The 19503-nt window shown below is 37.7% G+C and carries 20 protein-coding genes and 1 riboswitch; of the genes, 19 read left to right on the forward strand and 1 reads right to left on the reverse strand.

Annotated elements, in window-relative coordinates; genetic code table 11:
* The first annotated feature begins 106 nt into the window (after positions 1–106).
* The 5 genes from BMX10_RS03330 (at position 107) to BMX10_RS03350 (ending at position 5723) form a co-directional block, all read left to right on the forward strand.
* Positions 107–1801: a phospho-sugar mutase gene (locus BMX10_RS03330; protein WP_090439316.1), complete on the forward strand. Its 1695-nt coding sequence runs from the start codon at positions 107–109 to the stop codon at positions 1799–1801.
* Between the two features lie 93 nt (positions 1802–1894).
* Positions 1895–2578: a response regulator transcription factor gene (locus BMX10_RS03335; protein WP_090439318.1), complete on the forward strand. Its 684-nt coding sequence runs from the start codon at positions 1895–1897 to the stop codon at positions 2576–2578.
* Entirely contained in the window at positions 2578–3993 is a 1416-nt protein-coding gene (locus BMX10_RS03340) for a sensor histidine kinase (RefSeq protein WP_090439320.1), read from the forward strand. Before BMX10_RS03335 ends, BMX10_RS03340 begins: the two co-directional genes overlap by 1 nt.
* A gap of 87 nt (positions 3994–4080) precedes the next feature.
* Positions 4081–4668 carry a GerMN domain-containing protein gene (locus tag BMX10_RS03345; protein WP_170834661.1) on the forward strand — a complete coding sequence of 196 codons (588 nt, stop codon included), beginning with the start codon at positions 4081–4083 and terminating at the stop codon, positions 4666–4668.
* A 128-nt stretch (positions 4669–4796) separates the two neighbouring features.
* Positions 4797–5723, forward strand: coding sequence for an AEC family transporter (locus BMX10_RS03350; RefSeq protein ID WP_090439326.1), 927 nt, complete (start codon positions 4797–4799; stop codon positions 5721–5723).
* Between the two features lie 42 nt (positions 5724–5765).
* On the opposite strand, the gene BMX10_RS17715 is transcribed toward BMX10_RS03350, so the two are convergent.
* Complete coding sequence (locus BMX10_RS17715) at positions 5766–5933, reverse strand: aspartyl-phosphate phosphatase Spo0E family protein (protein ID WP_139176370.1); 168 nt, start codon at positions 5931–5933, stop codon at positions 5766–5768.
* A 303-nt stretch (positions 5934–6236) separates the two neighbouring features.
* On the opposite strand from BMX10_RS17715, the gene BMX10_RS03355 reads away from it, so the two are divergent.
* The 14 genes from BMX10_RS03355 (at position 6237) to BMX10_RS03420 (ending at position 19433) form a co-directional block, all read left to right on the forward strand.
* Complete coding sequence (locus BMX10_RS03355; protein WP_090439329.1) at positions 6237–6704, forward strand: COG2426 family protein; 468 nt, start codon at positions 6237–6239, stop codon at positions 6702–6704.
* A 165-nt stretch (positions 6705–6869) separates the two neighbouring features.
* A riboswitch (SAM riboswitch) is annotated at positions 6870–6969 on the forward strand.
* 185 nt (positions 6970–7154) lie between these two features.
* A complete protein-coding gene (metK, locus tag BMX10_RS03360) occupies positions 7155–8348 on the forward strand; it encodes a methionine adenosyltransferase (protein WP_090439332.1) in 1194 nt (397 codons plus the stop codon).
* A gap of 272 nt (positions 8349–8620) precedes the next feature.
* Entirely contained in the window at positions 8621–10843 is a 2223-nt protein-coding gene (recD2, locus tag BMX10_RS03365) for an SF1B family DNA helicase RecD2 (RefSeq protein WP_330387805.1), read from the forward strand.
* A 34-nt stretch (positions 10844–10877) separates the two neighbouring features.
* The gene (locus tag BMX10_RS03370) at positions 10878–11042 is read left to right on the forward strand and encodes an aspartyl-phosphate phosphatase Spo0E family protein (protein ID WP_090439339.1); all 165 of its coding nucleotides are present in this window, start codon (positions 10878–10880) and stop codon (positions 11040–11042) included.
* A 52-nt stretch (positions 11043–11094) separates the two neighbouring features.
* Positions 11095–11838, forward strand: a complete 744-nt coding sequence (locus BMX10_RS03375; protein WP_090439342.1) for a ComF family protein — start codon at positions 11095–11097, stop codon at positions 11836–11838.
* 59 nt (positions 11839–11897) lie between these two features.
* A complete protein-coding gene (locus BMX10_RS03380) occupies positions 11898–12314 on the forward strand; it encodes a TIGR03826 family flagellar region protein (RefSeq protein ID WP_090439344.1) in 417 nt (138 codons plus the stop codon).
* A gap of 75 nt (positions 12315–12389) precedes the next feature.
* A complete protein-coding gene (flgM, locus tag BMX10_RS03385; RefSeq protein ID WP_090439346.1) occupies positions 12390–12680 on the forward strand; it encodes a flagellar biosynthesis anti-sigma factor FlgM in 291 nt (96 codons plus the stop codon).
* A 33-nt stretch (positions 12681–12713) separates the two neighbouring features.
* On the forward strand, positions 12714–13208 hold the full coding sequence (locus BMX10_RS03390; RefSeq protein ID WP_090439349.1) for a flagellar protein FlgN: 495 nt from the start codon (positions 12714–12716) through the stop codon (positions 13206–13208).
* Positions 13209–13247: 39 nt separating this feature from the next.
* Positions 13248–14777 carry a flagellar hook-associated protein FlgK gene (gene flgK, locus BMX10_RS03395; RefSeq protein WP_090439352.1) on the forward strand — a complete coding sequence of 510 codons (1530 nt, stop codon included), beginning with the start codon at positions 13248–13250 and terminating at the stop codon, positions 14775–14777.
* A gap of 12 nt (positions 14778–14789) precedes the next feature.
* A complete protein-coding gene (gene flgL / locus BMX10_RS03400) occupies positions 14790–16583 on the forward strand; it encodes a flagellar hook-associated protein FlgL (protein WP_090439355.1) in 1794 nt (597 codons plus the stop codon).
* A gap of 52 nt (positions 16584–16635) precedes the next feature.
* Positions 16636–17199, forward strand: a complete 564-nt coding sequence (locus tag BMX10_RS03405; protein ID WP_090439357.1) for a DUF6470 family protein — start codon at positions 16636–16638, stop codon at positions 17197–17199.
* A gap of 45 nt (positions 17200–17244) precedes the next feature.
* A complete protein-coding gene (gene fliW, locus BMX10_RS03410) occupies positions 17245–17715 on the forward strand; it encodes a flagellar assembly protein FliW (protein WP_090439360.1) in 471 nt (156 codons plus the stop codon).
* A complete protein-coding gene (gene csrA / locus BMX10_RS03415; RefSeq protein ID WP_090439363.1) occupies positions 17716–17940 on the forward strand; it encodes a carbon storage regulator CsrA in 225 nt (74 codons plus the stop codon). It abuts the gene before it with no gap.
* A 269-nt stretch (positions 17941–18209) separates the two neighbouring features.
* The gene (locus BMX10_RS03420) at positions 18210–19433 is read left to right on the forward strand and encodes a flagellin N-terminal helical domain-containing protein (RefSeq protein ID WP_090439366.1); all 1224 of its coding nucleotides are present in this window, start codon (positions 18210–18212) and stop codon (positions 19431–19433) included.
* Positions 19434–19503: the final 70 nt, after the last annotated feature.

Below are 19503 nucleotides of genomic sequence, written 5' to 3' on the forward strand. Positions count from 1 at the left end.
ATAGAATATGGAAAGATTAAAGTATAGTTTAGCTGAGAGGATATTTTATTCCATTTAAGGATTCACAATTAATGGAAAATTATTGAATGATGTTGGAGGCGTTAAAATGGATATACATACCATCAAAAACTACGAAGCCTGGATGTTTGATCCGCATTTTGATGAAGATACTAGAGAAGAATTAAAGGGGATTATGGGGCAGGAAAAGGAAATCGAGGATCGGTTTTATAAAGAATTATCCTTCGGAACGGGAGGACTAAGGGGCATTATTGGAGCCGGCACCAATAGAATGAATAAGTATACTGTGAGAAAGGCTACCCAAGGGCTGGCAAACTATATAAAAAATAAAGGGATAGAAGCTATAAGCAAAGGAGTAGTCATTGCTTACGATTGTAGACATATGTCTAGGGAGTTTTCTCAAGAGGCTGCCCTTGTGCTGGCTAACAATGGGATAAAAGCCTATGTATTTGAGGATTTGAGATCAACCCCAGAGCTTTCCTTTGCTGTAAGGCATCTGAAGGCTGTTGCAGGGATTGTTGTAACTGCCAGTCATAATCCTCCTGCCTATAATGGCTACAAGGTGTATTGGGAGGATGGTGCTCAGGTTGCAACAAAAATTGCTGAGGAGATTACGAAGGAAATTCAGCTGATTTATGACTACTATACCAGTATTCCTATGGATAAGGAAGAGGCATTAAGGGCAGGTTTACTAATATACATAGGAGAAGAAGTGGACGAAGTCTATGAAAAAGCCGTGATAGCCCAATCTCTTAGAGGTGATGCAATACATCAGGTAAGCCAAGACTTTAAAATTGTCTTTACCCCTCTCCATGGTACGGGCAATCTTCCTATAAGAAGTGTTCTAAAGAAAGTAGGATTTGAAAATGTCTTGGTGGTACCTCAACAGGAACTGCCGGATCCCAATTTTACTACTGTCAGCTATCCAAACCCTGAAGAGAGAGCAGCCTTTCAGCTGGCAATTGATTTAGCTAAAAAGGAAAATGCACATCTGATTATTGGTACGGACCCTGATTGTGATCGGGTAGGAGCGGTAGTGAAAAATCAAGAAGGTGAATACGTTGTTTTAACAGGGAATCAAACAGGCGCACTATTGGTGGATTATATTTTATCTACCCTAAAAGAAAAGCAGGAGCTGCCTTCTAATGCTGTTATAATTAAGACGATTGTCACCAGTGAAATGGGAGCAACTATTGCCGAGGGCTATGGTGTAGATGTGTTTAACACCTTAACAGGCTTTAAATATATAGGAGAAAAAATCAAGGAATACGAAGCATCGGGAGCAAAAACCTTCCTCTTTGGATTTGAGGAAAGCTATGGCTATCTAGCAGGAACCCATGCTAGGGACAAGGATGCAGTAGTAGCCTCAATGCTGATTTGTGAGATGGCAGCCTACTATCATGGCAAGGGGCAAAGTCTCTATGAAGGTTTACTAAGCCTATATGAGAAATATGGGTATCACTTAGAGGATTTAAAATCCATCACGCTAGAAGGAAAAGAAGGAATGGAAAAGATTCAAGGTACTTTACAAGCCTTTCGAGATAATCCTCCTACAGAAATAGGAGGCTATCAAGTAAAGACCGTAGAGGACTATCTAAAGCAGGATAAGCTGCCAAAGGAAAATGTCTTAAAATTCTTATTAGAAAAGGATGCTTGGGTAGCCCTTAGACCTTCGGGAACAGAACCAAAGCTAAAAATCTACTGCGGAGTAGTAGAGGACGCTCTAGATACCTGCAAAGAAAAAATACAACAACTAATGAGCCACATCACCAATCAACTATAAGGACAAAAAAGGGACAGGGGACGGTTCTGCGTCCCTACGCCAGCATAGGGACGCAGAACCGTCCCTTGTCCCTCTCTGAGAGGAGCTGAGTGTATGAAGGTATTAATCATTGATGATGAAAAATTATTAGTAAAAGGGTTAAAAAAGAGCCTAGAACAGGAAGGGTTTCAGGTGGCTGCTGCACATGATGGTGAGGAGGGATTTAAAGCATTTGAGACCAATGATTATAATGTGATCATTTTAGATTTGATGTTACCCAAGATTGATGGAATCAGCCTCTGTAGGATGATACGTCAAACCAGTGATATACCGATTATTATGCTGACAGCAAAGGATAGTGATATTGATAAAATATTGGGCCTAGAGCTGGGGGCAGATGACTATATGACCAAGCCCTTTAATACAAGAGAGGTTATTGCCAGGATAAGAGCTATACTACGAAGACTGGAGAAGCAGGAAGTCCATGAAAAGAAAGAGAGTCTTTATACCTCTGGAGATCTAGTAGTGGATTCTAACTATAGGATTGTAAAAAAAGGTGCTAGAGAAATTGAATTAACACCAAAGGAATTTGATATATTGGAGCTATTGATAAGAAATAAAGGCAGGGTTTTTCCAAGGGAGGAAATTTTCACATTGGTATGGCAGGAGCCCTGCTTGGATACCCGAACCATTGATGTGCATATCAAAAATCTTAGAGAAAAACTTAAGGACCACGAGGAAAATATGCCTATGATTCAGACCAAATGGGGTGTAGGGTACTACTTTAGAAGGGATTGATGGATATGTTTTCCTCCATAAGACAGAAGCTGGCGGGCATTTACATTATGCTGATTATCCTTCCCTTACTTGTAATCAATTACTTATCAGTAGAAAACATGAGACAATCAGTTCTGCGAGAAATTGAGGTAAATGCTTTGAAAACTGCTAATATTCTATCCAATGTAAGTCGAGGACATATAAACAATCACCTAGAGCTAAAGAAAAGTATCCAACAGTATATGCCAACAGTAGAGGGTCGGATACTGGTGCTAAATCAACAAGGACGAGTGATATTGGACAGCTTTCATTTACTAGAAGGCACAGTCATAGAAAATCAGGAAATCAGATATGCCTTTGAGAAGCAGGAGAGATTTGGTTATTATCAAACGGACAAATATATATTACAGGCGGCGGTACCCATACTACAGACAACGGAGGCAGGCAGAACGGTACTGGGGGCTGTATTGATATCTGTCAGTGTAGATGAAGCTTTTGCAGCTATCTCTGACTTTAGACAGCAGTTAATGATGATTTCTATTGCAGCTGCTATTCTTGGTGTTGTTGTTGCCATATTTGCTAGTCAAAGGATGACAGAGCCCATCGTAGCATTGTCTGAAAAAGCAAAACGGATAGGTGCAGGGCATCTAGGGGAAGAGGTAGAAATAAAAAGCAAGGATGAGATTGGCAGGCTGGCAGAAAATTTCAATCATATGAGCCGGGAACTGTATCGTATAGATAAAGGAAGGACAGAATTCATAGGCAATGTATCCCATGAGCTGAAAACTCCTTTAGCTTCTATCAAAGCCTTGATTGATTCTTTGCTCTATGGAGAAGATGATATTGAAGTATATCGAGAATACCTCAGGGATATGGATGGAGAAATTGATAGGCTATCGGATTTGGTTCATTCCTTATTATCTTTGACAAAAATCGAGGAGCAGGGGATTAAAACTGATGTTCACTCCATTAAGTCCATTTTAGAGGATGCAGTAAAAATCTTAAATCCATTAGCGGAAAAGTATGAGGTAGAGATTTCTGTTGATTTACAATCTCCACCCAATATCATCTGTGATAGCAATAGAATAAAGGAAGTATTTATCAATCTGATTGATAATGCATTGAAATATAGAGATACAGAAAAAGAGAAAAGAACCTTAGTTGTTACTGGAAAAAGAGAAAAAAATCATTATGTTATTAAGCTTCGAGATAATGGAATAGGCATCAAAGAAAAAGAAATAAAGTCTATTTTTGAGAAATTTTATAGAGCAGATGCATCCCGCTCTAGAGATACGGGTGGAGCTGGAATCGGCCTCTCTATTGTCAGCAGAATCCTACAGCTGCACCAATGGGATATTGCTGCAGAAAGCAAAGAAAATCAGGGAACTGTTATTACCATTTATATTCCTAATAATTCTTTCAGGCTTTCTTCATAATTTCTTTACACTTGTTTATTGTGATTTCATAATCTACGTTTATAATAGAATTAAGTAAAGGATTATAATAGAGAGAGGAAGATGGAGATGAAAAAAATCGGTTTAAAACTAGGGTTAATCCTATTAGCAGTTTCTTTAATACTTACATTTGTTGGATGCAATAGAGCACCGCAGGAGGCTCCAGCACCTCTAACAGAAACAGAAAATCCTCAGAATGGAGAAGATGTTGTAATAGACCCGGCACCAGAGGGAGAAGAAATAGTAGTAACCTTGTATTTCGCCAACTATGACTACATCATGACAGGGGATCAGGGTCTTGAAAGTACAATCCCTGTAGAAAAAACCATTACAGTAGGTGAACGAGGAATAGAGGAAATTATTATTGCAGAGCTGCAAAGCCAGCCTGAGGAAGAAGAATTATCCACTACCCTAGATACCCTAAAAGTACTCAGCGTGGATACAGCAGAAAAAATAGTTTACGTTAATTTCTCAAGTGAGCAACTAAGTGGAGGAACCCTGCAGGAATCATTGGTACTACAACAGGTGGTATACTCTCTGACAGAACTGCCAGAGATAGAGGCAGTACAGATTTTAGTAGATGGCAGCAAAAGAGAAACATTAATGGGACATATCTTTATTGAGGAACCACTGATAAGAGAAGACATAGGATTTTAACGAAGGATTTTTATCCTTCGTTTTACCTTTTTTGTCGCTTCTGAGTTTTTTCCCTCATTGTGATACTTTATAGTTTTTGTTATTATATAATAATAACTATAAAGTATTGATATTGGGGGGACAACATCTTGACGTTTTATGCAACCTTTAATCAGATTTTGATTTTATTTTTAACCATGTTGATTGGCTATGGAGCAAAGAAGCTAAAATATATCAGCAATACCTTAAATGAAGGGTTAAGCAACTTAGTAATGAAGGTAACTCTTCCAGCTATGATCATTAAGTCCATGCAATTTGAATTTTCAAGGGATTTGCTGTTTGACAGCATGCAAATGATCCTGGTATCCATTTTTGTTTATGCCATTGCTATTGGTACCTCCTATGGATTTCCGAAGCTTCTAGGAGTAGAGGGAAAGAAAAGGGATATTTTTCAATTTATCCTAATTTTCTCAAATGTAGGATACATGGGATACCCTATTGTGAATGCTATTTACGGAGAGCTAGGGGTTTTTTATACGGCTTTATATAATATTCCGTTTAACTTTTTCCTTTTAACCTTTGGTGTTCATGTCATGTCCAGAAGCAATGATAAAGAAAAAACCAAAATTCAATATAGAAAGGTATTATTAAGTCCAGGAATTATTGCAGTAGTTACGGGCTTTACTTTGTTCCTACTATCAATTGAGCTGCCACCCACTATTTTTCAAACACTAGATAGTCTAGGGAATACTACTACACCCCTATCTATGCTGATTATTGGTTCCTTATTGGCGGATATACCCATAAAGAAGGTATTTAGAGAAGAAAAGCTTTTTTCCTTGGCTATTGCCCGATTGATTCTTTTACCAGCAATTATAATGGCAATCCTTTATACTTTTGGATTTAGAGGATTAGCCTTAGGAATCCCTGTAGTGATTACAGCAATGCCTGCTGCTGCAAATACAGCGGTTTTTGCCACCCTATATAACTCTGATCACTATTTGGCATCAAAAAGTGTATTTATCACAACCCTGCTGTCCTTGATCACCATTCCTTTACTTACTTTTATCCTATAGGTTTTACCAAAAAATAAAAAATAGGAGAGATTATTTTCTCTCCTATTGAGCTTCTTTTCTATCAAACAATCGATGGTACTCTACAATCAATTGATCAATCTTTATATTTAAGCTAAATATTTTTTCGTAGTCTTCATTACTATCTAGATAATTGCCTAATTTGTTTCTCAGGCTGTTTATTTCTACCTTTAACTCTTCCAATCTAGTCATTCATCATTCCCCCTAATCAAAAACCAGTTTTTTTTTAAGAGGTCTATTTATTATCTTGTCAAAATTTGCAAAAAATCTAAAAGTAAGCAAAAACATTGTATTATTTACAGCTAAATATCATTATGATTATCTAATTATAACATAATATGTCATAAAAAAATATGAATATTTTGCCATGTTTTTTAAATATGTTAATACATTAACATATAAGAATAAAAGGTTATTCATAGAATAAACTGGAGCCCCAATAGTTCTATTCTCTATTTCACAGCTATATAATAAATAGTGAATAGAGGTGAAGCAATGGCAAAGATCATGGAAATCATTACACAGGAATTCATGGTACTGCTGATAGCTGCTATGCCATTGGTGGAGCTAAGGGGAGCAATACCCATAGGAGTCTCTTTGGGAATGCATCCACTACACGCTACCCTATTGGGAATAATAGGCAGTTTAATCCCAGTACCCTTTTTGCTTATACTAATAGAGCCAGTATTTTCTTACCTAAAAAGGACAAAGCTTTTTTATAAATTTACAGAAAGAACGATTAGAAGGACCCTAAAAAATAGTGAAAAAATAAGAAAGTACAGTATTGTGGGGTTAATACTATTTGTGGCAATACCACTACCCACCACTGGTATATGGAGTGGTTGCTTAGCAGCTATTCTCTTCAATATTCCCTTTCGATATGCTTTTCCAGCTATTGCTGTAGGAGCTACTATTGCAGGGGTGATTATGTTTTTATTAAGCTATGTGGTAATGGCGATATAAAATGAAAAAAAGCAGGGTGAATAAAATGATAGAGTGATTGATTTACCCAGCTTCACAAAGCATCAATAGGCTTGACAAAATGGGACAAGAATTGAGAAAAAACCTGTTGACAGATAAAACCAGTGGTGATATGATAGTCCTTGGTAAATTAAATAAAATCTTGATACCTTATCAAGAGCGGTGGAGGGAAGGGCCCGAGGAAACCCGGCAACCATAGAAAGTATGGTGCTAAATCCTACAGAATTTTAATTCTGAAAGATGAGGAAACACAATATGGTGAACTATGCCTCTTCTTTTTGAGAAGAGGTTTTTTATTTTTTCATTCACCACCAATTGTTTAAAGGATATTATTTAGAGAAAGAATAAGAATAACAATAATAATTCATCGTTAATTTAGAAAACCTATATGCATACATAAAAAATTATTATTACAAAGGAGGAAAATATATTATGGCAAGAAGACTATTTACTTCTGAGTCTGTAACAGAAGGACATCCAGATAAAATCTGTGATCAAATTTCAGATGCAATACTAGATGCTATCTTTGCAAAGGACCCAAATGCAAGGGTGGCTTGTGAAACATCTGTAACAACAGGTCTTGTATTGGTGGCTGGGGAGATCACAACAGAATGCTATGTAGACATCCCAAAAGTGGTTAGAAAAACTATTGAAGAAATTGGTTATACAAGAGCTAAATATGGCTTTGATGCTGATACCTGTGCAGTATTAACAGCGATTGATGAGCAATCTCCTGATATAGCTATGGGGGTGAATGAAGCCCTTGAAAGCAAAACAGGAGAGATGCAGGATGAACTAGAAGCTATCGGCGCTGGTGACCAAGGAATCATGTTTGGTTTTGCCTGCAACGAAACTCCTGAGCTGATGCCTCTACCCATTGCTCTAGCTCATAAACTAGCAAAACGATTATCAGAGGTTAGAAAAAATGGAACCCTATCCTATTTACGACCTGATGGAAAAACACAGGTAACTGTTGAATATGATGGAGACAAGCCAGTGAGAATAGACGCTATTGTGGTTTCTACACAGCATAGTCCTGAGGTAGACAGAAAAACCATTGAAATCGACATAAGAGAACATGTTATTGACAAAATTGTTCCATCAGAGCTATTGGATGAAAATACCAAATATTATATCAATCCTACAGGAAGATTTGTTATTGGTGGACCGCAGGGTGATGCTGGATTAACCGGTAGAAAGATCATCGTAGACACCTATGGTGGATATGCCCGACATGGCGGCGGGGCCTTCTCTGGGAAAGATCCAACAAAGGTAGATCGTTCTGCTGCTTATGCTGCTAGATATGTAGCAAAAAACATCGTGGCAGCTGGATTAGCAGATAAATGTGAAATCGAATTGGCCTACGCCATAGGTGTAGCACAACCAGTATCTATCATGGTTGAAACCTTTGGTACAGGTAAGGTAGAAGAGGAAAAAATGGTACAGCTAATAAGAAAGCACTTTGATCTAAGGCCAGCGGCCATCATCAGAGATTTGGACCTAAGAAGACCAATCTATAGACAAATAGCAGCCTATGGTCATCTAGGAAGAACAGATATAGATCTTCCATGGGAGAGAACTGATAAAGCTGAAGTTTTAAAAAATGACGCGATTATAAAGGGATAAAAGTCTTTTAGTTATTACAGAAAACCAGTCACCTCAGTGTATGAATAAATTATACAAGGGGGCTGGTTTTTGATTACAAAAATTCCCTTTGAAAATAATAAGTATATTTATTCAAAGGGATATAAATGGAGATAAATTGTCATATTTGTATAATTATTACTTACAGGTTTTTTACAATATGCTATAATATATACATGTATATGAAGAAAATGACAAAAATATGATGATAGAGTGTAAATGTATGGTATTAGGAGGACGATAAGTTGTTGGAAGTGGAAGGCAGATTGACAGAGATTATCTTTAAAAATGAATCCAATGGCTATATGGTGGCCATACTGGAGACCCATGAGGAAGAAATAACTGCAGTAGGGTATCTGCCTGCCTTAAGAGAAGGAGACCATCTACTGGTGAAGGGAAACTGGATTCTTCATCCAGTGTATGGACATCAGTTAGAGGTACTGGAGTATAGACCTATTCTACCCTCTACAGAAGAAGGAATCATACACTATTTGTCTTCTGGTATCATTATCGGTATCGGCAAAAAGATGGCAAAACGATTGGTGGATCATTTTGGCAAAGAAACCTTGGAGATTATTGAATACCATCCCCATAGACTGACGGAGGTCTCTGGCATAGGAACTGCTAAAGCTGCTACCATTGCAGAAGCCTTTCAAGAGCAGCGAGAACTAAGAGAAATTATCCTTTTTCTTTCCCAATATGGGATAACTCCAAACTATGCAGTGAAAATATACAAAACCTATGGAGAAAATACCATTGCCATGATTCAGGAAAATCCTTATCGTTTGGCAGAGGATATAGTAGGTATCGGCTTTATTACTGCTGATAAAATTGCAAATACAATGGGCATCGCAGTCAACTCCCCATACAGAATATATGCCGGAACAAAGTATATGTTAAACACTTTCCATTTAGAAGGACATACCTATGCACCAAAGGATCTATTGATACAAAAAGCTAGTGCTTTATTGAAGGTACCAGAAGAAATGGTGCAGGAGGCAGTACAAAACCTAGCGTTGGACCAAAAGATTCAGATGGAAAGACAAGGGGAAGAAATAGCTGTTTATTCTATGCCCTATTATTATGCAGAAACAAATGCATGCAAAAAACTGATAGAGCTTTCTAGAGTGAAGATGGACAAGCTGAGAATAGAAATAGAAGCAGAAATCCAGCATCTGCAGCAGGAGGATGGAATCTTTCTTGCAACAAAGCAAAAAGAAGCTGTAAAGGAAGCCATAGAAAATGGCATTTTAGTCATCACAGGAGGTCCGGGAACAGGGAAGACCACAACCATCAACACATTAATAAAAATTTTTGAGAAATTGGAAAAAAAAGTGGTATTAGGTGCACCTACAGGCAGAGCTTCAAAAAGAATGAAGGAGGCCACTGGTAAGGAGGCTAAAACCATTCATCGAATGCTGGAGCTGGGTTTTGCAGAAGAGGAAGACACCATGATGTTCCTCAGGAATGAAGAGAACCCTATAGAAGGGGATGTCATCATCATTGACGAAGCTTCTATGGTGGATATCCTCCTTATGCATAGTCTGATGAAGGCTATAGCCTTAGGAACCAGGGTTATCATAGTGGGAGATGTAGATCAACTGCCGTCAGTAGGAGCAGGGAATGTGCTAAAGGATATCATAGAAAGCAAAATCATCAAGGTAGTAAGGCTCCAGGAAATCTTTAGACAGGCAGAGGAAAGCATGATTATTGTCAATGCCCATAAAATAAACAGAGGTCAATACCCACTACTCAATGTTAAGGATAAGGACTTTTATTTTATTGCAAAAAAACAAAAGGGCAACATTGTGAAAACTATTTTAGATTTAGTAAAGGATAGACTGCCTAAGCATTATCAATATCATCCTGTAAAGGATATCCAGGTGCTAACCCCTATGAAAAAAGGTGAAGTAGGCACCATCAATTTTAATAAGGAGCTGCAGCATGCTTTAAATCCCCCTAGTCAAAGGAAACAAGAAAAAGAAATTAAGGGAAAAGCCTTTCGTGTGGGAGATAAGGTAATGCAGATTAAAAATAACTATACATTAAAATGGGAGAGTTTAGATCCTGATGCTGAGGAAGAAAAAGGAGAGGGGATATTTAACGGAGATATAGGATATATTCAATCTATTGATCAGGAGGACCAGGAGTTAGTTGTGCTATTTGATGACTATCGGTTGGTATCCTATAACTTTTCTCAACTAGAGGAGCTTGAGCTGGCTTATAGTGTCACTATTCATAAAAGTCAAGGCTCGGAGTTTCCAGTTGTAGTCATGCCCATCGCTTGGGGACCGCCAATGCTATTGACAAGAAATTTACTCTATACCGCCATCACTCGAGCAAAACAGCTGGTGGTATTAGTAGGAGCTGAAAATTATTTGCAAATGATGGTAAATAATGATAAAATAATTCAGCGTTATTCAGGACTAGCTTATCGATTAAACAAGTTTTATGAATTTCATTTTATGAAAGATTAAAAATAAATATAATGGAGGACTAAATAGAGAGAAGATGAATCAATTATTGAAGCTAGAAAAGAAAATAAGAAAAACAAGGAAAAAACTGCATCAATTAATAAAGGACAAGGATGGAAATCTTTTAGACCCTGAGGTGGTGGAGGCTAGTCAAGAGTTAGATGTTTTCATGGTGAATTATTCAGAGATGTTAAGAAACTAGGCAATTATACCGAAATAAATAATAAGCCCTAAATTTTAAAGGGGGTAAGAAGATGATAGGGGAAATAAAACAAATTGCTGATAGCTATATAGAAGCATTGCTAGATTTGATTTATCCCCCTAGTATCAAATGTATCAGTTGTAATTGTTACTCAAACCTAAAAGGAGAATGTGGTCTTTGCAGCGAATGTATAAGTAATATTTCTTTTATTAAAGAGAACTGCTGTAAAAAATGCTGGAAGCCACTGAGTGACCCATGGAGGAATGACATCTGCATAGAATGTGAAGAAGCCAAACATCACTTCAAAAGGGCTGTCTCTGCAGTGGCCTATGAAGGCAGGATCAAGGGATTGGTCTTTCGCTTTAAATACCATGATGCTACTTACTTATCACGATATATGGCGTATATGATGGCTGATATCATGAAAAAAGAAAAAATAAAAGGGGACAAGCTGATGGCAGTTCCTCTATATCATAGAAAAGAAAAAGAGAGAGGATACAATCAATCGCATCTCTTGGCAAAGTATATTAGCAAGCATATGGAAATTCCTTATGAAAAAGCTAATTTGACTCGGGTAGAGGATACAAAGGTAATGCATAATCTCTCTAAAAAACAAAGAAAACTCAATGTGGAAAATGCATTTAAGATAATAAAGCCTATGGGGATTATTGGAAAAGAAATTATATTGATCGATGATATATTTACAACAGGAACCACAGTAGATGCTTGCAGCAGGCTGTTGCTAGAAGCAGGAGCAAAAGAAGTAAATGTAGTAACCTTTGCAAGAGGTGTTTAAGAAGGGCCTAGGTCTATGAATATATTTTCATTATTGAAAAAGTTGAAGGGGGAAAATGTATGGAATTAAGAAACTGCGTTAGCTGTAATCGAACCTTTGCGTATAATGGTTCCGATCTATGTTCCCGATGTGGCAATACAGATGAAGATGATTTTAAAAAAGTAAAGGAATACCTATATGACAACCCAGGAGCCAGCATAATAGAGGTTTCAGAGGCTACAGATGTTAGTGAAAAGAAAATTCTTAGGTTTTTAAGAGAGAACAGAATAGAAATCAAAGAAGAAGACAACATGCTATTGGATTGTGAGCGGTGCGGAGCATCTATTCGTTCCGGTAGATTCTGTGATTCCTGCGCAGGTGATCTGAAAAAAGAGTTAAGCAAAGCATTGAAAACCAATGAAAATGAAAAGGAAGCGCCCAAGAAAACCAATAAAAGCCATAAAATGTTTATAGCAGAAAGAAAGAAAAATAATTAATAGATGTAAAGAAATACCTCATAACTACCGATAATACTATTAAGAAAAGAATCGGAAAGTATGAGGTGTTTTTTTATGAAAATATTTAACAACCCAAATATTACACAGGTGATGAAATTATACAATAAAACAGTGAAGCCTACAGAGAAAACAGGAGAGGTTGCTACCTCTCAAGATAAACTGGAGATTTCTCAAAAAGCTCAGGAGTTCCAAGTGGCATTAAAGGCTTATAAAAATCTTCCAGAGATAAGACAGGAAAAGGTGGAGATATTAAAAGAGCAAGTTCAAACCAACAGCTATAATGTATCTGGAAAAGAAGTTGCTGATCAGCTAATAGAGAGTATATTAATAGATAAAAAGGTGTAAGTCTATCTAGGATTATTAATGGGTGGTGAAAACATGGTGAAATCCATAGAGCAATTGAGAGATGCCCTTCAAAAGGAATTAAAAATGTATAAGGATATATTAGAGATGTCAAAAGAGAAAACAGTCATCATAAAGCTGGGGAAACTGAAGGAGCTAGAAGAAACAACCCAAAAAGAACAGCAATATATTCGAACGATGGGGACCTTTGAAAAAATCCGTCGTTCCATTTTTGTTAATATAGCAGAGGAGATGGAGATTCCTGAGCCCGCCAGCCTATCAGAGCTGCTGCTGCACTTAGAGGATGAAGAAGCAGAGGAGCTAGATGCTATCAGAGATGAACTTTTGGCGTCTATTAAGAGATTGACGGAGGTAAATCAGTTAAATGAAAAGCTTATAGAACAAAACCTTGAGTATGTCAATTTTAATTTAGAGCTAATGACCTCCTCAACAGATACTGGTAACAACTATGGAGAGCAAGATACAGGTAAAAAGAAATCTATATCAAGCATTTTAGATATAAAGGTTTAACCCATAAACCCCAATATAGAAAAAAGGTGGTGTTCCACAATGCGTTCAACATTCTTAGGATTTAACACAGTCCGGTCTGGACTTTTTGCAGCTCAAAGAGCTTTAGACATAACAGGACATAATATTGCCAATGTCAATACCAAAGGATATACTAGACAACGACTAGAGCAGGTTCAAAGCACACCCATGTCACTGCCAGGAGGGCAAGGAATGCTGGGGACGGGGGTAGACACCTTAGCCATAAAACAGCTTAGAAATGAGTTTTTAGATTTTAGATATAGAGGAGAGGTTAACTCTCTAGGCTATTGGGAGGCTAAAAGAGATGGTCTGTATTACTTAGAAGCTATCTTAAATGAACCCTCTGATACAGGGATTACCACTGTTATCGATGAATTATTTGCTTCCTTTCAACAGCTGAGTAAGCCGGAGAATGCCAACAATCTTTCTACTAGAAACTTAGTGAGAGAAAACGCCATTGCCTTTACCAACTCTATCAATCATATGTATGATCAGATGGAGAAAATGGTTAGGGACCTAAACTTTGATATTGTTACCACAGTTAACTCTATCAACAGCTATGCAGACCAAATCGCACAGCTAAATGAGCAGATTTTTCGCTTTGAAGTAGATGGCGGTAATGCCAACGACCTAAGAGATCAAAGAAACCATCTTATCGATGAATTATCGAAGCTGGTGAATCTAGAGGTAGTAGAAGTGGTAGATATCAATGATACTGTTGTCAGCAGTAAGGAGCATGTAGGGAAAAAAATGGTGCTGCAGATCAATGGACAACCATTGGTATATCATGGTACAGCTTATAAACTGGATGCCGACACCAAGGGGAAAAGTGACTTTTTTGAAGATATAGGCGTGGATCTTGAGATCAATACAGTAAAATGGGCAAACGGAAGCACTTTAAATGTTTCAGGACTTAAGGGAGAGCTAAAAGCCCTATTGGACTTGAGGGATGGTACAGGAGGAAATACCAAAGGAGTTCCTTATTACATAGAACAATTGAACCGTTTTACACAGGTATTTGCTGAGGAAGTAAACAAAATTCATAGCAGCGGCTATGGCTTAGATGGAAAAACAGGCTACCATTTTTTTACTGCCAATGGACTAACAACAACAGATGCTAAAATGGATGGAGCTCCACAAATCAATGCAAAAAACATCAGAGTTTCTTTAGACATGGATGATTTAAACAAAATCGCTGCTGCCAGCGAGGAAGATTTGCTTCCAGGTGATGGTTCTAATGCCTTGAGGATATCTAAGCTGAGGGACGATACCGGTATGTTTAGAGAAGGAAAACCTGAAGATTTTCTAAAAACCTTGATTTCCAACCTAGGGGTAGATACATTGGAGGCCATTAGAAATGCCACAAATCAACTGGCTTTAACAGAGCAGGTGGATATAGAACGACAGAGAATCTCAGGGGTATCCATGGATGAAGAACTATCAAACATGGTAAAATTCCAACACGCCTACAATGCCTCAGCCAGGATGATCACCACCATGGATGAAATGCTGGATGTTGTTATCAATAGAATTGGCTTAGTAGGAAGGTAGGGAGGGTAGGATATGAGGATTACCAATAATATGATGATTAGTAACATGATGCGAAACCTAAATCGCAATCTGTATCAGATGGACAAAAGACAAATGCAGGTGGCAACTGGAAAAAGGATTCATAAACCCTCCGATGATCCTGTGGGTATATCCAGAAGCTTAAAGGTAAGGGCAGATATTAGTCAGCTGGCGCAATACAATAAAAATGTGGATGATGCTATATCTTGGCTGGAAACCACTGAGCTGGCAATAAAAAATACCAATGAAGCTGTTCATCGTCTGAGGGAATTATCTGTACAAGCAGCAAATGGCGTACTGACAGCAGAGGAAACCACCAAGATACAGGAGGAAGTAAAGGAACTAAAGGCACAAATCATCAGCCTAGGAAATACCTCCTATGGGAGTAGCTATATTTTTTCTGGGAAAAAAGTAAACCAGCCTTTATTTGATATAGAAGGAAACTATTTAGTAGATTTACAGGCATATAAAAATCCAACCTTTATTGATGATAAAAAGGATATTCAGGTGGGAAATCATGAATCTATCGGAGTGAATACCCTGGGTTTCGAGTTGTTTGAGGGGTTTGAGAGGCCAGTGGTTTATTCGCGGGAATTTCCTCTAGCTAACGGAGATGTTATATCTCTTCAGATGAAAGAGGGAGAGCCTCCAGTTACAGTTACTTTAATCATAGGAACTCCAGAAGAGACAGTAACAAACCAAGAAGGTACAGCAGCAACCATCACAGTGAATTCTGCTGATGCAGAAGTTCAAAGAGATGTTATTATTAATGGATTAAAAGAAATGGGAAAAATATATGGATCTCCACTAAAGGGTTATGATTTTGAAAAACATGAAGCTAATGAGTGGAATGGTACTAATGTGGAGGATGGTGTACTAAGAATAAAAGCCGTTCCTAAAGACGCCACAGCATTTGACACCAGACAAATGCCAGCTGTTTGGGAGACTGGAGCAATTGATGTAACAGAGCTAAATCTAATAGGAGGAGATACTGAAACATTTACTTTTATGGGAGTAAAACTTAATATTTCTTTAGGATTTGTTTCAGGTACAGAGGATTTTGATATCAAGGATATAGACAGAACTGGTGGAACTATAGTAATAAATGAGCTTATAGCAGATCCTGCAGATCCTGCAGTTTATGCTGAAGCAGTTAATGAAGCCATCAGCAAAGCCATTAGCAAAGCGCTTGAAGATATCTCTAAACAAACAGGCTCGAAAATTGCAGGTTTTAGCTTTCAACCATATCCACTTTCAGATCCTCCAGATCCAGCTGATTCACCAAATAGCTTAAGAATAATTGCCCCTGTTAACACTGGTCCTGCCTATAACAAAGAAATCTTTGGAGGAACATTAGGAACATTAGGGATAGAGAATAAAAATAGTTCTCCAGATACAATGCAATTAGTAGTAATAGGTGAAGGTGAAAAAAGAACCACTGCTGCAGGACAAAAAGCAGGGATTATCCAACTGATAGATAAGCTTGAAAGAGAGCTTCTGAAGGGTAACACCGAAGAAATAGGAGAGCTTTTAGGACAAATCGATGCTTTCCATCAACAATTATTGAAGGCAAGCTCAGAAATTGGAGCAAAATCAAATCGAATGGACTTAGTAAAAAATCGTATAGCCGATGATACCATTAACTTCAAAAATCTATTATCCCAGCTAGAGGATGCAGACATGGCAGAGGTTATTATGGAGCTGATTAATGAAGAAAATGTTTATCGTTCTTCATTATCAGTAGGAGCTAGGATTATACAACCGACTTTATTGGACTTTTTAAGGTAACCCCTTAAAGAGTCCAAACCTTTATTTATTTCTTTTGATGGGGTGATGTAGAATGGATTTGCGTATTACCGCACAAAATGCAGAAATCGGCATACAGCAAAGCATGGGACAAATGATGATATCAAATAATTCCCAGACCCTTCAAACCAACATCAGAGATCCTAAAATATCTATGCAACAAGACAATCCAGTACTACTGATAGATCAAAGTCAATGCTTTTCAGAGGCAGGACTAAAGAGCAGTAGAGAGATTTCTAGAATATATGCCCATAAGGGAAAACAAGCAGCCCTGCAATCAGCTTATAGTACTGCCAATGAAGGTCGACAAATGGCCAATATTCAAAATGGCTTTATTTTAAACAGGTTAGCAAAAAGTAAGTCGGAGCCAAAGGAAAGACAATTCAATTTCGACATGATACCTAAATCTAGGCCAGAGATTCAGGTAAGACGAGGGGAAACTCGATTTAGCTTTCAAAAGGGAGAGGTTCAGGTAAATGCTCCATATACACCACCAAGTATCGATTATAACAGAGGAAATACCAACATCTACTTAAAACAAAAAAATTATATCAACATAGATTATATCGGAAAACGTGTAGACCTTTATGGCGGATAATGAGATAATAAAGACAAAACAAACAGGAAAAGGAGCGGAAAAAGCATGCTATTGAATACGAAGCATTTTGGAGAAATCAACATAGAGGAAGAAAAAACCCTGCATTTCCCTGATGGGCTACCAGGCTTTGAAAAACTGACAAAATTCATCATTCTTCAGAATCCTGATGAAGGAGTGCCCTTCCACTGGTTACAATCAACAGAGGAAGGAGAACTAGCCTTTGTCATAGTAAACCCATTTATTTTTATAGCAGACTATGACTTTGAAATCTCTCAAAGGACGATAGAAAAGCTGGATATCCAAACCCCAGAGGATGTCAGCATCTTTACTATCGTCATCGTACCAGAGGATATCAATAAGATGACGGCGAACCTGCGGGCTCCCATTATCATCAATACAAAAAACAACAAAGCCAAACAAATTGTACTGGATGATGACAAATACCATGCCAAGCATTATATCATAGAAGAACTAAAAAAAGCCTCCCAAGAAAAAATAGTAGAGGAGGCAAAATAAATGCTGGTACTATCAAGAAAACAAGAGGAAAGTATCATGCTGGGAAAGGACATCGAAATAAAAATCCTCAGCATTGATGAAGATCGAGTAAAGATAGGCATTTCTGCTCCAAAGGATATAGAGATTTTTAGAAAAGAAGTCTATATAGAAATCCAAGAGGAAAACAAAGCCGCCAGCCTACAGAAAACCAATCTTGGGGAACTGAAGGATTTTTTCAAAAAATAGTAGAAAAGATTTTTCAGCCTGTCATCTGAAGGCACTGAAGGATCTTTTCAAAAGGATCTTAACAGAACACAAAAATATATTTTTTTCATCAAAATTTCACATTTTCTTCTAAAGTCCTTAAATTTCTAGCCGATATATATAATAAGCTATAAATAAATCTTACCTAAAAACCTTGGCCAAGGAAAAGGAAGATTTACTATTTTACATTCCACCACAGGTGGAGAAGGCAAGGATGCCAAAAAACAAAAAAATTCAAGGAGGAATTAACTATGAGAATTAACAACAATCTTATGTCAATGAACACCCATAGACAGCTGGGACTTACAAATGCGGCTACTTCTAAATCTATGGAAAAATTATCTTCAGGCTTTAGAATCAACAGAGCTGGAGATGATGCAGCAGGCCTGGCAATCTCCGAAAAAATGAGAGGCCAAATCAGAGGCTTAAATCAAGCTTCTAGAAATGCTCAGGATACTATTTCTCTAATCCAAACAGCAGAGGGTGCTTTAACAGAGTCCCATGCAATCCTACAGAGAATGAGAGAGCTAGCAGTACAAGCATCCAATGATACCAACACAGATGCTGATAGAAATGAGCTTCAAAATGAGGTAAAGCAACTAATCTCTGAGTTAGACAGAATCGGTAATACCACTGAGTTCAATACAAAGAATCTATTGAATGGTGACCTTGAGAAGGGTGCATCTAAAATAGAGGGTAGTGTACGACTAAGCAATAACTCTACATTAAATATTTCCAACGGCATGAAAGCTTTTGCATCAGGTATAAAAACAACTGGTAAAGAAGTAGGTGCTTATACAATCACAAGAATCAAGGCTTCAAGTGGTACTGTTACTGCTGCTGATTTTAAAATAACTGGCCCTGATGGCAAGGATGCTGCTGATGGTGTAATTACTTTAGCATCTGGTAGTATAACATTTGCTAGTGCTACATTTGGGACAGCAGCAACTTTATCCTTCGAAACTGGTCAAAGTTTGTTTGCGGTAGACTCTGGCACTGGAGATGGCAAGAACTTCAAAATTGGACAAAGTATGACTTTTGTATTTAATGAGTACAAAAAAGCAGAGGACATAGACTTAGATGAGTCTTTCTCTTCACAGATCGGTGCCAATACTGGTCAGGTGAGCTTTATGGCCATCAGGGATATGCGGTCAGAGGCACTCAATGTAGATAAGATCGACATTTCCGAAAGAAGAACAGCAGAAGCAGCTATAGAGAAAATCAATGCAGCTATTGAAAGAGTATCTGCACAAAGAAGTTCTCTAGGTGCTATGCAAAATCGTCTAGATCATTCTATTAAAAACTTAGATGCAGCTAGTGAAAACCTACAAGCATCTGAATCAAGAATTAGAGACGTAGACATGGCGAGAGAAATGATGGAGTTCACAAAGCAAAACATCCTTTCTCAAGCAGCTACAGCAATGCTGGCTCAAGCCAATATGGCTCCTCAGTCAGTACTTCAATTGTTAGGATAGTCAATAAAGTAAATGCTTTTAATATGAAATCAAACAGAAAGAGTCAGGGGATTCCTCTGACTCTTTTAAG

Origin of the sequence: Natronincola peptidivorans (genome assembly GCF_900111615.1) — a bacterium.
In the GTDB taxonomy this organism is placed as follows: Bacteria; Bacillota; Clostridia; order Peptostreptococcales; family Natronincolaceae; genus Natronincola_A; species Natronincola_A peptidivorans.

Bases quoted from the DNA above. Each gene is read 5' to 3' on its own strand.
- BMX10_RS03330 (WP_090439316.1), top strand. From the start codon at position 107: ATGGATATACATACCATCAAAAACTACGAAGCCTGGATGTTTGATCCG.
- BMX10_RS03335 (WP_090439318.1), top strand. From the start codon at position 1,895: ATGAAGGTATTAATCATTGATGATGAAAAATTATTAGTAAAAGGGTTA.
- BMX10_RS03340 (WP_090439320.1), top strand. From the start codon at position 2,578: ATGGATATGTTTTCCTCCATAAGACAGAAGCTGGCGGGCATTTACATT.
- BMX10_RS03345 (WP_170834661.1), top strand. From the start codon at position 4,081: ATGAAAAAAATCGGTTTAAAACTAGGGTTAATCCTATTAGCAGTTTCT.
- BMX10_RS17715 (WP_139176370.1), bottom strand. From the start codon at position 5,933: ATGACTAGATTGGAAGAGTTAAAGGTAGAAATAAACAGCCTGAGAAAC.
- BMX10_RS03355 (WP_090439329.1), top strand. From the start codon at position 6,237: ATGGCAAAGATCATGGAAATCATTACACAGGAATTCATGGTACTGCTG.
- metK (WP_090439332.1), top strand. From the start codon at position 7,155: ATGGCAAGAAGACTATTTACTTCTGAGTCTGTAACAGAAGGACATCCA.
- BMX10_RS03370 (WP_090439339.1), top strand. From the start codon at position 10,878: ATGAATCAATTATTGAAGCTAGAAAAGAAAATAAGAAAAACAAGGAAA.
- BMX10_RS03375 (WP_090439342.1), top strand. From the start codon at position 11,095: ATGATAGGGGAAATAAAACAAATTGCTGATAGCTATATAGAAGCATTG.
- BMX10_RS03380 (WP_090439344.1), top strand. From the start codon at position 11,898: ATGGAATTAAGAAACTGCGTTAGCTGTAATCGAACCTTTGCGTATAAT.
- flgM (WP_090439346.1), top strand. From the start codon at position 12,390: ATGAAAATATTTAACAACCCAAATATTACACAGGTGATGAAATTATAC.
- BMX10_RS03390 (WP_090439349.1), top strand. From the start codon at position 12,714: ATGGTGAAATCCATAGAGCAATTGAGAGATGCCCTTCAAAAGGAATTA.
- flgK (WP_090439352.1), top strand. From the start codon at position 13,248: ATGCGTTCAACATTCTTAGGATTTAACACAGTCCGGTCTGGACTTTTT.
- flgL (WP_090439355.1), top strand. From the start codon at position 14,790: ATGAGGATTACCAATAATATGATGATTAGTAACATGATGCGAAACCTA.
- BMX10_RS03405 (WP_090439357.1), top strand. From the start codon at position 16,636: ATGGATTTGCGTATTACCGCACAAAATGCAGAAATCGGCATACAGCAA.
- fliW (WP_090439360.1), top strand. From the start codon at position 17,245: ATGCTATTGAATACGAAGCATTTTGGAGAAATCAACATAGAGGAAGAA.
- csrA (WP_090439363.1), top strand. From the start codon at position 17,716: ATGCTGGTACTATCAAGAAAACAAGAGGAAAGTATCATGCTGGGAAAG.
- BMX10_RS03420 (WP_090439366.1), top strand. From the start codon at position 18,210: ATGAGAATTAACAACAATCTTATGTCAATGAACACCCATAGACAGCTG.